Genomic DNA, 14,134 nt, shown 5'->3' with positions numbered 1-14,134 from the left:
TTCGAATGAGGCAAGTCGCGGATGCCACGCGTCCACACCCCCGAGCGGGGGTCGCGTCAGCCCCCGCCGATCCCGACCCATCCCGCAGGGCCGTGCGTTAAACGCGAGAAGGCCGGATCCGAAGATCCGGCCTTCTCGACAACGCGTGCGCGAGGGGGGACTTGAACCCCCACGCCCTATCCGGGCACTAGCACCTCAAGCTAGCGCGTCTGCCAATTCCGCCACCCGCGCGTTGCCTCGGCCTCCGATCGCTCAGCGGCCGTAGAAGACACTAGCACGGTTTCCGGGGCCCGCTGACCACACGGAGGCCGCCTGGACCGGTCGGCGAGCGGCGGCGCCGGTCACGCCCGGGAAGCCGTCCCGCGGCATCCGTCGCGGCTCACCCGTCGAACCCTCGCGATAGCGTGGACCGCATGGCCGAGACGCTCCCGACGACCCCCGAGCCCGTGCCCGCGCCCGGGCGCGAGCCCGCGCCCGAACTCGACGAGACCGCGATCATCGCGCGCGATCTCATCCGGTTCGACACGACGAACCACGGCGAGGGCCGCTCGAACGGCGAGCGCGAGGCCGCCGAGTACGTCGAGGCGCGCCTGCGCGCGATGGGACTCGACCCGGTGATGCACGAGTCGGCCCCGCGCCGTGCGAACGTCGTCGCCCGCGTCCCGGGTGCGAACCCCGACAAGCCCGCGCTGGTGCTCCACGGCCACCTCGACGTCGTGCCGGCCGATCCCCGGAACTGGAGCGTCGACCCGTTCGCCGGCGAGATCCGCGACGGCATGCTGTGGGGCCGCGGCGCGGTGGACATGAAGGACATGGACGCCATGATCCTCACGGCCGTCGGCGACATCCTCGCCGACGGGCGCCTTCCGGAGCGCGAGCTGGTCCTCGGCTTCTTCGCCGACGAGGAGGCCGGCGGTCTCTACGGCGCGAGCTGGCTCGTCGACCAGCACCCCGAGCTCTTCGCCGGCGCGACCGAGGCGATCAGCGAGGTCGGCGGGTACTCGATCACCGTCGGCGGGCAGCGCGCCTACCTGCTCCAGACGGGGGAGAAGTCGCTGATCTGGGTGCGGCTCGTCGCGCACGGCACGGCCGCGCACGGCTCTCGGCTCGTCCGCGACAACGCCGTCACGAAGCTCGCCGAGGCGATCGCGCGGATCGGCCGGCGCGAGTGGCCGATCCGGCTGACGGGGACGACGCGCGAACTGCTCGCGGCGATCGCCGGCGCCCTCGGCGTCGACCCGGAGCAGGTCTCGCCCGACGAGCTGGCCCTCGCGACCGGATCGGCGTCGGGGTTCATCACCGCGACCCTCCGCACGACGTCGAACCCGACGCTGCTGCAGGCGGGCTACAAGCACAACGTCATCCCCGACCGTGCGGAGGCGCTCGTCGACATCCGCACGCTGCCGGGGGAGGAGGACGCGGTCCTCGCCGAGGTCGCCGAGCTGATCGGCCCCGACATCGAGATCCAGATCGTGCACCAGGACGTCGGCCTCGAGGCGCCGACCCGCGGGCCGCTCGTGGACGCCGTCACGACCGCCCTGCACGAGCACGATCCCGAGGCGACGGTGTTCCCGTACCTGCTGAGCGGCGGCACCGACAACAAGTCGCTGTCGCGCCTCGGCATCGACGGGTACGGCTTCGCGCCGCTCCGGCTGCCCGACGGCCTCGACTTCCCTGCGATGTTCCACGGCGTGGACGAGCGCGTGCCGCTCGACGCACTAGTCTTCGGTAGGCGGGTCCTGAGGGACCTGCTCCTGGCGTACTGATCGCGCCCATTCGTTCCCGACCACGACGGTCCCGTGCCCTTCGCGTCGAGGGGCGGAAGGCGATGCCCACTTGTTCGAAGCCCTGATCCTCGGCCTGGTGCAGGGACTCACCGAGTTCCTGCCGATCTCCTCGAGCGCGCACCTGCGCATCCTCGGGGAGTTCCTGCCCAACGCGGCGGACCCGGGTGCGGCGTTCACCGCGATCACGCAGCTCGGCACCGAGGCCGCGGTCGTCGTCTTCTTCTGGCGCGACATCGTGCGGATCATCCGCCAGTGGTTCGGCGCCCTGTTCGGCCGCGTGCCGCGGAACGACCCCGACGCGCGCATGGGGTGGCTCATCATCCTCGGCTCGATCCCGATCGTCGTGCTCGGGCTGCTCTTCCAGGACCAGATCGAGACGGTCTTCCGCTCGCTCTACGTCGTCGCGACGATGCTCATCGTGTTCGGCATCGTGCTCGGCCTCGCCGACTGGGCGGGCGCGAAGCGCCGCAAGCTCGAGGACCTGACCTACCCTCACGGCGTCTACTTCGGGCTCGCGCAGTCGCTCGCGCTCATCCCGGGCGTCTCGCGCTCGGGCGGCACGATCACCATGGGACTGCTGCTCGGCTACGAGCGCGCCGCCGCCGCGCGGTACGCGTTCCTCCTCGCGATCCCGGCGGTGTTCGGCTCGGGCTTCTACCAGCTCTTCAAGAGCTGGGGCGAGCCGGCGGTCTACGGTCCGCTCGAGACCGCCGCGGCGACCGTCGTGGCCTTCGTGGTCGCGATCCTCGTGATCGCCTTCTTCATGAGGTGGATCTCACGGCACAGCTTCCTGCCGTTCGTGATCTACCGCATCGCGCTCGGCACGACCGTGTTCGTGCTGCTCGGCGCGGGCGTCCTCGAGCCGTTCTGATCGGCGGGCGGTCGAGCCCGCGATCGGTCGGGCGGATGCCTCGTCAGCCGCCGTCGCGCGGACGCCAGGGGCCCCCGCCGGGCTGGTCCCCGCGCCGGCGCAGGTAGCGCTCGAACTCCTGGGCGATGGCCTCGCCGGATGCCTCGGGCGCGTCGACCGCGTCGCGGGCCTGCTCCAGCTGGGTGATGTACCCGGCCATCTCCTCGTCGTCGGCGGCGAGCGCGTCGACGCTCGACTCCCAGGCCTTCGCCTCGTCCTCGAGCGAGCCGCGGGGGATGCTGAGGCCGGTGAGCTCCTCGACCTTGCCGAGCAGCGCGAGCACGGCCTTCGGCGAGGGCGCGTTGTGCACGTAGTGCGGCACCGACGCCCAGAGCGACACCGTGGGGATGCCGACCCGCTCGGCCTGGTCGGCGATGACGCTGAGGATGCCGACCGGCCCTTCGTAGGACGAGCGGTCGACGCCGAGCGCGGCACGGACCTCGGGGTTCTCGCTCGACGCGAAGACGGAGAGGGGCCGGGTGTGGGGGGCGTCGGCGAGCATCGCGCCGAGGAGCACGATGCCCTCGATGTCGGCGGTGAGCGCCGCGTCGATGAGCTCGGCGGCGAAGCCCTTCCAGGTGCGCGCGGGTTCCGCGCCGAGGAGCACGTGCAGCCGGTCGGCGCCGGGGCCGGTGACGACCTCGTCGTCGTCGGGACGCGGTTCGCCGCTCGGGCCGAGGATCGCGGCGCCGGGCCAGCTGAGGCGTCGCGTGCCGTCGGGCGCGGACTCGATCGTCGGCCGCGTGAACTGGTAGTCGAAGTAGAGCTCGGGATCCACGGCGGCGATCTCGACGAGCCCCAGCCGTTCCGCCAGGAGCCGGGCGGCTCCGGTGGCCGCCTCACCGGCGTCGTTCCATCCCTCGAATGCCACGACGAGGAGTCGTCCGCCCTCGAACCCGGTCGGCTGATGCACTCGGTCCGCCCCGCTTCCCGGGCCCGGAACCTCCGGACCCATCTCAACAATAGGCCGTGCCGATAGAATCGCCCGTTGTGACCAAGCGCCTTCCCGCCGCCGTCCTCTGGGACATGGACGGCACCCTCGTCGATACCGAGCCGTACTGGATGCGGGCCGAGATCGAGCTCGTCGAAGAGTTCGGCCGGACCTGGACCCACGACGATGCGCTGCAGATGGTCGGCATGGGTCTCTGGGACGCCGCGGAGGTGTTCCGCCGCGCCGGCGTCGAGCTCCCCGCCGACGCGATCGTCGAGCGGCTCACCGAGCGCGTGCGCGAGCAGCTCGCCCAGCACGGCGTGCCGTGGCAGCCCGGGGCGCAGGCGCTCCTGAAGCAGCTCCGCGACGCGGGCGTGCCCACCGCGCTCGTGACGATGTCGATCCGGTCGATGGCCGAGGACGTCGTCGGCGCCATCCCGTTCGCCGCGTTCGACGAGCTCGTCACCGGCGACGAGGTCGCCGCCCCGAAGCCGCACCCCGAGCCCTACCTCGCCGCCGCCGGCCGCCTCGGCGTCGACATCGCCGACTGCGTCGCGATCGAGGACTCGCCGACCGGTCTCGCGTCGGCGACCGCGGCCGGCGCCGTGGTGATCGGCGTCCCGCATATGCTCTCGCTCGACGAGGCGCCGTCCGACGTCGTCTGGGAGAGCCTCGACGGCCGCACGCTCGACGACCTCGTCGAGGTCGCGACGACCAAGTGGGCGAGCGCGTGAGCCGCGGCGAGGCGAGCGGGCCGTTCCGCGTCGGCGACCGCGTCCAGCTCACGGGCCCGAAGGGGCGGATGCACACCATCACGCTCGAACCGGGCAAGGTCTTCCACTCCCACAAGGGAGCGATCGGGCACGACGAGATCATCGGCCTGCCCGACGGCTCGGTCGTCGCGAACGCGGTCGGCGTCGAGTACCTGGCGCTCCGCCCGCTGCTCGGCGACTTCGTGATGTCGATGCCGCGCGGCGCGGCGATCGTGTACCCGAAGGACGCGGTGCAGATCCTCGCGCAGGCCGACGTCTTCCCCGGCGCGACCGTCGTCGAGGCGGGCGTGGGCTCGGGCGCGCTCTCGCTCTGGCTGCTCCGCGCGATCGGCCCGGCCGGCCGCCTCATGTCGTTCGAGCGGCGCGAGGAGTTCGCCGACGTCGCCCGCGGCAACGTCGCGACCTTCCACGGCGACGACCCGGCGAACTGGTCGATCACGCTCGGCGACCTCGCCGATGCGCTCCCGGAGCAGGCCGAGCCGGCATCCGTCGACCGCGTCGTGCTCGACATGCTCGCCCCGTGGGAGTGCATCGACGTCGTCTCGACGGCGCTGAAGCCCGGCGGCGTGCTGCTCTGCTACGTCGCGACCGTGACGCAGCTCTCCCGCGTCGCGGAGGCGATCCGCGCGACCGGCTGGTACACCGAGCCCGTGGCGAACGAGACGATGGTGCGCGGATGGCACGTGCAGGGCCTCGCGGTCCGGCCCGACCACCGCATGATCGCGCACACGGGCTTCCTGCTCACGGCCCGCCGGCTCGCGCCCGACACGATCCTCCCCGAACTCAAGCGCCGCCCGTCGAAGACCGAGTTCAGCGACGAGGACGTCGAGGCGTGGACGCCCGGCGCGCTCGGCGAACGCAACGTCAGCGACAAGGTCCTCCGCAAGCGCGCCAGGGCAGCGGATGCCGCTGCTCGGAGTTCGCGCGGCGACGGCGGCGCCGAGCCCACCACCGACCCCGCCGACGCCGACTAGGCTGTCTGCGCCCGTTCCACCCGAGACGAAACGAGGATCCGTGCGCCTCCCGCTCGCACTCACCGCCACCGCGACCGCCGTCGCCCTCGCCCTGACGGGCTGCGCCTCGGCGCCCGAGCCGCAGGCGGAGCCCGGCGCCTCGTCCGACCTCGTCGAGGTCCGCGGCGACTTCGGCGAGACGCCGCGCGTCGACTTCCCGACTCCGCTCGTGCCCGACGCCACGCAGTGCACCGAGCTCGTCGAGGGCGAGGGCGACTACCTCGTCGACGGCCAGCAGGCGCTCGTGGGGCTCGCCGTCTACAACGGGACGACGGGCGAGGAGATCCAGGAGCCGCAGGGCTTCGGCGACCAGGACCCGCTCCCGGTCGTGCTCGGGGCGAACACCCTGACCGGTCTCCGCACCGGGCTGAGCTGTGCGCGTGAGGGTTCGCGCGTCGTGGTCGTCATCCCGCCGGAGGACGGCTTCGGCGATGCGGGCAACGCCGGGCTCGGCATCGGCGCCGACGACAGCCTCGTCGTGGTCTTCGACGTGCAGGAGGCGTTCCTCCCGAAGGCGAACGGCTCCCCGCGCATCACGCGCGACGGCTTCCCGGCCGTCGTCACCGCGCCCGACGGGCGCCCCGGCATCACGGTGCCCGACCGCGAGCCGTTCGAGACGACCGAGGTCGAGGTCCTGAAGCAGGGCTCCGGCGAGACGGTCGAGGACGGCGACCGGGTCGTCGTGCACTACACGGGCGTGCTCTGGGACGACAACACCGTGTTCGACTCGAGCTGGGAGAGCGGCGCGCCCGCATCGTTCATCGTGAGCGAGGGCTCCGGCTCGCAGGTGATCCCGGGCTTCGCCGAGGCCCTCATCGGCCAGCAGGTCGGCTCGCAGGTCGGCGTCGTGATCGCTCCGGAGGACGGCTACGGCGATGCCGAGCAGGCCGGCATCCCGGCCGGATCGACGCTCTTCTTCGTGATCGACATCCTCGGCGTCGTGTGAGGCGGGGCGGCCGCCATGCCGCCCCGGGCGCTTCAGTATGATCGCTGACGTGGCGTCATCCAAGCCCGCGGGGGAGTCTCGGATCCCGGTCGAGGACCGGCTGTTCAGCCTCGTCCTCGCACTGCTCGCGACCGAGGCCGGACTGCTGAAGTCCGACATCCTCTCGACCGTCCGCGGCTACGCCGAGCGGTACGACCCGCGCGGCGGCAACGCCAACCTCGAGCGGCAGTTCGAGCGCGACAAGGACGACATCCGCGACCTCGGCATCCCGCTCGAGACGGTCGAATCCCCGGACCGGCCGGGCGACAACCAGGCGCTCCGGTACCGCATCCCGAAGGGCGAGTACGACCTTCCCGTCGACGTGCGGTTCACGCCCGACGAGCTCGCGCTCCTCGGCCTCGCGGCCGAGGTGTGGCGCGAGGCCTCGCTCTCGTCCGACTCGCAGCGCGCGCTCACGAAGCTCCGGTCGCTCGGCATCGAGCCGCGCGAGCCGGTGATCGGCTACGCGCCGCGGCTCCGGGTGCGGGATGCCGCGTTCGAACCGCTCCGCCAGGCGCTCGACAAGCGGCAGCGGGTCCGGTTCCACTACCTCAAGCCGGGCGAGCAGGCGCCGCGCCTGCGCACGGTCGAGCCGTACGCGGTGGTCCTCCACGAGGGCCGCTGGCACCTGCACGGGCGCGACGTCGACGCGGCGGGACCGCGAACGTTCCTCCTCTCCCGAATCGTGGGCGACGTGAAGGCGCTGGCCGGTGCCCCGTTCGACGCACCGCCCTCGGACGTGCAGGACCGCGTGCTCGCCGACCTCCAGGCGCTCCGGCTCGCGAACACGGCCGATCTCGTCGTGAGCGCCGGGTCCGACGCGGAGGTGCGGCTGGGCAAGCGCGCCGTGCAGGCCGACGACGACGCCGGCGTCATCCGCCTGCACTACACCGACGAGGTCGTCTTCGCCGACGAGCTCGCCTCGTACGGACCCGAGGTTCGCGTGCTCGCACCCGCATCGCTGCGCGACGCCGTGCGGGCGCGGCTCGCGACGGTGGCCGCGGCGCACCGCACGGGAGGCGCGGCATGAGCGCTCGCCCGCCGCGGCGGCCGGCAGGACTCCGCGCGCCCGACAAGCTCGTCTTCCTGCTCTCGCTCGTGCCCTACCTGCTCGAGCAGCGGGTCGTCGACGTCGCCGATGCGGCCGCCCACTTCGGCGTGGGCGAGCAGGAGATCCGCGACGCGGTGATGCTCATCGCGACCTCCGGGCTGCCCGGCGCGACCGGCACGTACCAGCCGAACGACCTGTTCGACATCGACTGGGACGCCTTCGAGGACGACGACGTCATCGTCATCGTCCACCACGTCGCGATCGACGACGCCCCGAAGCTCTCCGCCCGCGAGGCGGCCGCGCTCATCGCGGGCCTCCGGTACCTCTCCGCAGCGCCCGAGAACGCCGACAGCGCATCGCTCGCCGCACTCACCGAGAAGCTCCGCGCCGGCGCCTCGGGCGAGCCGAGCCGAATCGCGGTGGCCGAGGAGGCCGTCGACGAGACCCTCGCCGAGGTGCGCCGGGCGGTGGCATCCGGTCGCCGGCTCGAGTTCGACTACCTCAATGCGCGCGGAGAGCACCGGCGACGTCGCGTCGACCCCCTGCGGATCGCCTCCCTCGGGGCCGACTGGTACCTGCAGGCGTACGACCAGCACCGCGAGGACGTGCGCAACTTCCGCATCGACCGGATGAGCGGGCTGAGCATCACGGACGAGCCGATCGCCGACCACACCGGCCGGGTGATCCCGGAGACGCTCTTCCAGGCCTCGCCCGACGACCTCGAGATCGTGGTCGACGTCGCGCCGGAGAGCCTGCCCCTGCTCGCCGACTACCTGGCCGACTCCACGTCGACCGAGGTCGGCGGGCGGCTGCGGGTGACCCTGCGCCTCGCGCACGTGCACGGCCTCAAGCGCCTCGTCACCGGCCTGCCCGGACTCGTGACCGTGGTCGCCCCGAAGGAGGCGCGCGAGGTCGTCGCCGCGTGGGCGGAGGCGGGCCTCGCGGCGTACCCGGACGACCTGTCCGATCGTGATCCGATCGAAGCGGAGGTGTGAGGGCGACCCCTCACGCGAGCAGGTAGACTGGCCGCACCATCCCGCCAGAATGGACGAACACCTATGTTTGGAAACGCCTTCACCGGTTGGCACGCGCTGATCATCCTCCTGGTGATCCTGCTGCTGTTCGGTGCGCCGAAGCTTCCCGCACTCGCGCGGAGCCTGGGCCAGTCGATGAAGATCCTCAAGAGCGAGGTCCGCTCCGACGGAGACGACGCCGACGCCAAGGACGGCGCAGCGGCGAGCACCGAGGCACCCGCCTCGTCGACCACGTCGGCGCCCGCGTCGACGACGCCCGCCCAGGTCGAGCAGCCGAAGCGCGCGGACTCCGGCCCGAGCGCCTGAGCCGCATGACCGCGGTGAAGGATCGCGGGGAGAAGAACCGCGAGAAGCGGATGTCGCTCGGCGCGCACCTCGTCGAGTTGCGCAAGCGCCTCTTCCGGTCCGCGATCGCCATCGTCGTCGGCATGGCCGTCGGCTGGTGGCTGACCGACGCGTTCGTGTGGCAGGCGATCCAGGAGCCGGTCAACCTCGTCGTCGAGGCGCAGCAGGGCGCTGACGCCGCGTCCACGGGCATCATCTTCCCGACGATCTCCAGCGCGTTCGACCTGCGCCTGCAGATCGCGTTCACGCTCGGCATCGTCATCTCGGCGCCGGTCTGGCTCTACCAGATCTTCGCGTTCCTGGTGCCCGGCCTGAACACGCGCGAGCGCAAGTACACGTTCGCGTTCTTCGCGACCGCGATCCCGCTCTTCTTCGCGGGCTGCGCCGCCGGCTGGTTCGTGCTCCCCAACATCGTGAAGCTGATGACCGGGTTCGTGCCCGAGGGCGCGGAGACGCTGCTGACCGCGAAGGAGTACATCGACTTCGTCCTGAAGCTCGTCGTCGCCATCGGCATCGCGTTCGTCGTGCCCGTCTTCATCGTCCTGCTGAACTTCGCGGGCATCCTGAGTGCGGCGGGGATCATCAAGTCGTGGCGGATCGCGGTCCTCGTGATCGTGCTGTTCACCGCGTTCGCCACCCCGTCGGCCGACGTGGTCTCGATGTTCATGCTCGCCATCCCCATGATCGGGCTGTACTTCGCCGCCTACGGGATCGCGTACCTGCACGACCGTCGCGTCGCCAAGCGCAATCAGTTGGAGTTCGGCGACGCTGTCTAGGCTGGAGGGGTGATGAGCCTCTCGCCGGCGGAACGCTACGCACTGTCCCGGCAGCAGCGCCGGCAACCCCGGCTGCAGGAGTTCGCAGCGAACCTCTCGTTCGACCTCGACCCGTTCCAGCGGGCGGCCTGCGCCTCGCTCGACGAGGGGCGGAGCGTGCTCGTCGCAGCGCCGACCGGCGCCGGCAAGACCGCCGTCGCCGAGTTCGCGGTGCACCTCGCGATGCACGGTGCCGACGAGAAGGTCTTCTACACGACGCCCATCAAGGCGCTGTCGAACCAGAAGTACCAGGAGTTCGTGGAGGCCTGGGGCTCGAAGAACGTGGGCCTGCTGACCGGCGACACGAACATCAACGCCGGCGCCCGGATCGTGGTGATGACCACCGAGGTCCTCCGCAACATGCTCTACGCCGACTCGCCGCTCCTGGAGCGGCTCTCGTTCGTGGTCATGGACGAGGTCCACTACCTCGCCGACCGGTTCCGGGGCGCGGTCTGGGAGGAGGTCATCATCCACCTCCCGGAGCACGTCCGACTCGTCTCGCTGAGCGCGACCGTGTCGAACGCCGAGGAGTTCGGGGACTGGCTGCAGGCGGTGCGCGGCGACACCGACGTCATCGTCTCGGAGCAGCGGCCCGTGCCGCTCGAGCAGCACGTGCTCGTGGGGTCGAAGCTCATCGACCTGTTCGACTCGTCGGGCCAGGCGGCGACGCATCGCGTGAACTCGGAGCTGCAGCGGCTCGCCCGCGCCGGCGGCCGGTCGATCGGCGGCCGCTCGCAGCGCGGTCGTCGCGGCAGCGACCGCGGCCGCTACCACAAGCCGGCGCCCGGGGGAGGGCGAGCGGAGCGCTCGGCGGTCGTGGAGCTCCTGAGCGGCAAGCACCTGCTGCCGGCCATCTTCTTCATCTTCTCGCGCGCCGGGTGTGACCAGGCGGTGCGACAGGTGCTGCGCAGCGGCATCCGCCTCACCGACGCCGAGGAGCGAGCGGAGATCCGCGCGATCGTCGAGGAGCGCGCGCGTATGCTGCGCGACGACGACCTCGCGGTGCTCGGCTACTGGGAGTGGATCGAAGGATTGCAGCGCGGCGTCGCCGCGCACCACGCGGGCATGCTCCCGACGTTCAAGGAGATCGTCGAGGACCTCTTCCAGCGCAAGCTCCTGAAGGTCGTGTTCGCGACCGAGACGCTCGCCCTCGGCGTGAACATGCCCGCGCGCTCGGTCGTGCTGGAGAAGCTCGAGAAGTTCAACGGCGAGGCGCGCGTCCCGATCACGCCGGGGGAGTACACCCAGCTCACCGGACGTGCGGGACGCCGGGGGATCGACATCGAGGGGCACTCGGTGATCCAGTGGGTCGACGGCCTCGACCCCGAGGCGGTGGCCTCGCTCGCCTCACGACGGAGCTATCCGCTGAACTCGAGCTTCACGCCGACCTACAATATGGCCGTCAACCTCGTCGACCAGTTCGGCCGTGAGCGCACCCGGCAGATCCTCGAGCTCTCGTTCGCGCAGTTCCAGGCGGACCGCGCAGTGGTCGACCTCGCCCGAACGCTCCGCAAGCAGGAGGAGTCGATGGCCGGGTACGAGGAAGCCATGCGCTGCCACCTCGGCGACTTCGGCGAGTACGCTGCCATCCGGCGACGCATCGGCGACCTCGAGCGGCAGTCCTCGAAGGGCAACCCCACGCACGCGCAGCGCGAGCGGCTGCAACGCGAGCTCGGCGCCGAACGCAAGCGCCTGCGCGCACACGCGTGCCACGGATGCGCGGAGCGCGAGCAGCACGCGCGGTGGGCCGAGCGGTGGTGGCGCCTGAAGCGCGAACACGACGACCTCTCCCGGCAGATCCGATCCCGCACCGGGCAGGTCGCGAAGCGGTTCGACCGCGTCGCCGAGGTGCTCGAGGAACTCGGCTACCTGGAGCGCGACGGCACGGGGGGCCTCGCCTCAACGGCGGCGGGTCGCACGCTCAAGCGCATCTACGGCGAACGCGACCTGCTCGTCGCGGAGGCGCTCCGGCGCGGGCTGTGGGACGGCCTCGACGTGCCGTCCGTCGCCGCGATGGCGGCCGCGCTCGTGTACGAACCGCGTCGCGACGACCGCGGCGTGCAGTACCGGCTTCCGAAGGGCGGGTTCCGCGAGGCGTTCGAGCGCACGCTCAACGCCTGGAGCGAACTCGACGACGTCGAGCGCGACCACCGGCTGCCCGGCAGCGAGCAGCCCTCGCCCGCGCTCGCGACGGCGATGCACGCGTGGGCCCGCGGCGCCGGGCTCGCCCAGGTGCTGGCCGACACCGAGCTCGCCGCCGGCGACTTCGTGCGGTTGTCGAAGCAGGTCGTCGACCTGCTCGACCAGGTCTCGATCGTGGCCGATGCCGAACTCGGCGCCGCGGCGCGTGCGGCGATCGACGCCGTCCGGCGCGGGGTCGTCGCGTACGGGGCGGCCGCGTGAGCGCGGAGTCCGCGGCCACCGCGGCGCAGGACCGATCGGCCGGCGACGCGAAGGCGGACGCGTCGGGTCGGACGAGCGAGCCGGGCGCCCCGTCCCCGGACGGTCGTGGACCGCGCCCGGTCCTGCCGCTGTGGGCCGCCCTCATCGTGTCCGCGCTGGGCGGATTCGTCTACGACCTCGGCTTCCCGGGCGCCGGCGTCTGGCCGCTCGCGTTCGCCGGCATCGCCATGGCGCTCGTCCCGCTCATCGGCCGTTCGCTGCTCTCGGCGTTCCACGTCGGGCTCGCCTTCGGCCTCGCGTTCTACCTCTCCCACGTCTCGTGGACCTCGCTCTACCTCGGTCCGATCCCGTGGCTGGCGTTGTCCATCCTCGAGGCGCTCTTCGTCGCCGGCGGCGCCGTCCTCATCACGCTGGCGTACCGATGGGTCCCGCAGGCGGGCCGCTCCCGCTGGCTGCGACTCATCGCGCTCCCGGCGCTGGTGGCCGGCCTCTGGGTCCTGCGGGAGACCGTGACCGGCACGTTCCCGTACGGCGGGTTCCCGTGGGGGCGCGCCGCGCTCAGCCAGTCGGAGAGTCCGTTCGCACCGGTCGTGTCGTGGATCGGGTCGTCCGGCCTCGGGTTCGTGATGGTCGCGCTGACGGCCGGGCTCATCGAGTGGCTCAGGGTGCGCGGATGGCGCGACCTCCGCAGCGCGATCCCCGTCGCCGCACTGCTCGTCGTGGCCGTCGCGATGCCCGCGTTCCCGACGAGGCCGTCCGGCGACCTCCGCGTCGCCAGCGTGCAGGGGAACGGGCCGGCGGGGTACTTCGACCGGCGCGAGCAGGGCGACGTGCTCCGTTCCCAGCTCGAGGCGACCGAACCGGTGCTCGACGAGGAGGTCGACGTGCTGCTCTGGCCCGAGGGCGGGTCCGACATCGACCCGACGCGCAGTCCGTCGGTCGCGCGCGTCTTCGACGAGCTGTCCGAGGAACTCGACGCGCCCGTCATCCTGAACACGGTCACCGTCGACGGCGCGGAGGGTGACGAGCGCTTCTACAACACCTCGCTGCTGTGGGAGGCCCGTGAGGGCGCCGTCGACCGCTTCGCCAAGCGCAACCCGGTGCCGTTCGGCGAGTACATCCCCGACCGGTGGTTCTACGACGCGCTCGTGCCGGAGCTCACCGGCCTCGTCCAGCGAGGGTACTCGCCGGGAACCGAGCCGCCGGTGTTCGACCTCGGCGACACGATCACGGGGCTCGCCATCTGCTTCGACGTGATCTACGACGAGCTGATCTGGGAGGGTGCGCGCGACGGCGCGGAGCTCTACATGCTCCAGACGAACAACGCCGACTTCCGCGGCACCGACGAGAACCAGCAGCAACTCGCGATCGCGCGCCTGCGGGCGATCGAGACCGGTCGCTCGGTGGTGAACATCTCGACGGTCGGCACGAGCCAGGTGATCGACCCCTCCGGGCAGACCATCGATGCGCTGCCGGCCTACGAGTCCGGCGCGATGGTCACCGACGTCGAACTGCGCACCGGGCTCACGCCGTCGGTCGTCCTCGGGGGCGTCGTGCCGCTCCTGATCGCGCTCGGCTCGATCGCGGGCCTCGCCTGGTCGGGGATCGCGGCACAGCGGAACGCCCGGCGCCGGACGAGGTCCGGGGCCGGGCGGGAGGCTGCGCTGGAGGTCTAGGCGCCGATCTTCTGCTGGCCGCGACGGGCCCGCAGGTACTGCAGTCGCTCCTCGAGGATCTCCTCGAGCTCGGCGCGCGTGCGGCGCTCGAGCAGCATGTCCCAGTGGGTACGGGCGACCTTCTCACCCGAGCGATCGATCTCGACGGGCTTCGAGTCGACGAGGAGCACGGCGGAGTTGCCGCAGTGGCGGCACTCCCACTCCTCCGGAAGCTCGGCCTCGGTCGAGAAGGTCATCACGGTGTCGCGACCGCACGTCTCGCAGCGGTAGGTGTAGTCCGCGCGGTCGGCGAAGATCACGCCGTCCTCGCTCTGCAGGCTCTGGGCGCCGATACGCATGCCTCGAAGGCTCCGGTCCGCCATGGCGTACTCCTCTCGATCGTCAATCAGGTATAGACGATCAAGCTGGGCA

General features: G+C 71.8%; 13 protein-coding genes and 1 tRNA gene. 11 read left to right on the top strand and 3 right to left on the bottom strand.

The genetic code is table 11. The features are described 5' to 3' along the window. Positions 1 to 146: 146 nt before the first annotated feature. Positions 147 to 231: transfer RNA gene (locus GLX25_RS13785), tRNA-Leu, on the bottom strand. Positions 232 to 413: 182 nt separating this feature from the next. Between GLX25_RS13785 and GLX25_RS13780 the strand changes: the two genes are divergently transcribed. After that, positions 414 to 1,766: a M20/M25/M40 family metallo-hydrolase gene (locus tag GLX25_RS13780; RefSeq protein WP_155843039.1), complete on the top strand. Its 1,353-nt coding sequence runs from the start codon at positions 414 to 416 to the stop codon at positions 1,764 to 1,766. A 70-nt stretch (positions 1,767 to 1,836) separates the two neighbouring features. After that, positions 1,837 to 2,658: an undecaprenyl-diphosphate phosphatase gene (locus GLX25_RS13775; protein WP_155843038.1), complete on the top strand. Its 822-nt coding sequence runs from the start codon at positions 1,837 to 1,839 to the stop codon at positions 2,656 to 2,658. A gap of 43 nt (positions 2,659 to 2,701) precedes the next feature. Here the strand turns inward: GLX25_RS13775 and GLX25_RS13770 are convergent, their stop codons facing one another. Next, positions 2,702 to 3,610 carry a PAC2 family protein gene (locus GLX25_RS13770; RefSeq protein WP_271192430.1) on the bottom strand — a complete coding sequence of 303 codons (909 nt, stop codon included), beginning with the start codon at positions 3,608 to 3,610 and terminating at the stop codon, positions 2,702 to 2,704. A gap of 77 nt (positions 3,611 to 3,687) precedes the next feature. On the opposite strand from GLX25_RS13770, the gene GLX25_RS13765 reads away from it, so the two are divergent. From GLX25_RS13765 to lnt, 9 genes are all read left to right on the top strand, one after another. Beyond that, positions 3,688 to 4,362 (top strand): HAD family hydrolase, encoded by a 675-nt coding sequence (locus tag GLX25_RS13765; RefSeq protein ID WP_271192431.1) that lies wholly within the window; start codon positions 3,688 to 3,690, stop codon positions 4,360 to 4,362. Continuing rightward, on the top strand, positions 4,359 to 5,375 hold the full coding sequence (locus tag GLX25_RS13760) for a tRNA (adenine-N1)-methyltransferase (RefSeq protein WP_271192432.1): 1,017 nt from the start codon (positions 4,359 to 4,361) through the stop codon (positions 5,373 to 5,375). Before GLX25_RS13765 ends, GLX25_RS13760 begins: the two co-directional genes overlap by 4 nt. A 40-nt stretch (positions 5,376 to 5,415) precedes the next feature. Then, the gene (locus GLX25_RS18930; RefSeq protein WP_155843036.1) at positions 5,416 to 6,360 is read left to right on the top strand and encodes an FKBP-type peptidyl-prolyl cis-trans isomerase; all 945 of its coding nucleotides are present in this window, start codon (positions 5,416 to 5,418) and stop codon (positions 6,358 to 6,360) included. A gap of 49 nt (positions 6,361 to 6,409) precedes the next feature. Next, on the top strand, positions 6,410 to 7,429 hold the full coding sequence (locus tag GLX25_RS13750) for a helix-turn-helix transcriptional regulator (protein ID WP_271192433.1): 1,020 nt from the start codon (positions 6,410 to 6,412) through the stop codon (positions 7,427 to 7,429). Then, on the top strand, positions 7,426 to 8,445 hold the full coding sequence (locus GLX25_RS13745; protein ID WP_155843034.1) for a helix-turn-helix transcriptional regulator: 1,020 nt from the start codon (positions 7,426 to 7,428) through the stop codon (positions 8,443 to 8,445). Before GLX25_RS13750 ends, GLX25_RS13745 begins: the two co-directional genes overlap by 4 nt. 63 nt (positions 8,446 to 8,508) lie before the next feature. After that, entirely contained in the window at positions 8,509 to 8,790 is a 282-nt protein-coding gene (gene tatA, locus GLX25_RS13740; protein ID WP_155050002.1) for a Sec-independent protein translocase subunit TatA, read from the top strand. Positions 8,791 to 8,840: 50 nt separating this feature from the next. Continuing rightward, positions 8,841 to 9,605, top strand: coding sequence for a twin-arginine translocase subunit TatC (tatC, locus tag GLX25_RS13735; protein WP_155843819.1), 765 nt, complete (start codon positions 8,841 to 8,843; stop codon positions 9,603 to 9,605). Between the two features lie 12 nt (positions 9,606 to 9,617). Beyond that, positions 9,618 to 12,047: a DEAD/DEAH box helicase gene (locus tag GLX25_RS13730; protein WP_155843033.1), complete on the top strand. Its 2,430-nt coding sequence runs from the start codon at positions 9,618 to 9,620 to the stop codon at positions 12,045 to 12,047. Next, entirely contained in the window at positions 12,044 to 13,723 is a 1,680-nt protein-coding gene (lnt, locus tag GLX25_RS13725; RefSeq protein WP_271192434.1) for an apolipoprotein N-acyltransferase, read from the top strand. The genes GLX25_RS13730 and lnt overlap by 4 nt, the downstream gene beginning before the upstream one ends. On the opposite strand, the gene GLX25_RS13720 is transcribed toward lnt, so the two are convergent. Continuing rightward, the gene (locus tag GLX25_RS13720) at positions 13,720 to 14,085 is read right to left on the bottom strand and encodes an RNA polymerase-binding protein RbpA (RefSeq protein WP_129234554.1); all 366 of its coding nucleotides are present in this window, start codon (positions 14,083 to 14,085) and stop codon (positions 13,720 to 13,722) included. The genes lnt and GLX25_RS13720 overlap by 4 nt on opposite strands. Positions 14,086 to 14,134 lie beyond the last annotated feature (49 nt).

This window comes from Agromyces luteolus (genome assembly GCF_009729855.1).
GTDB classification, from domain to species: domain Bacteria; phylum Actinomycetota; class Actinomycetes; order Actinomycetales; family Microbacteriaceae; genus Agromyces; species Agromyces luteolus.
Note: the sequence above shows the minus strand (reverse complement) of the source record. Positions and strands in the feature narration are given on the sequence as shown.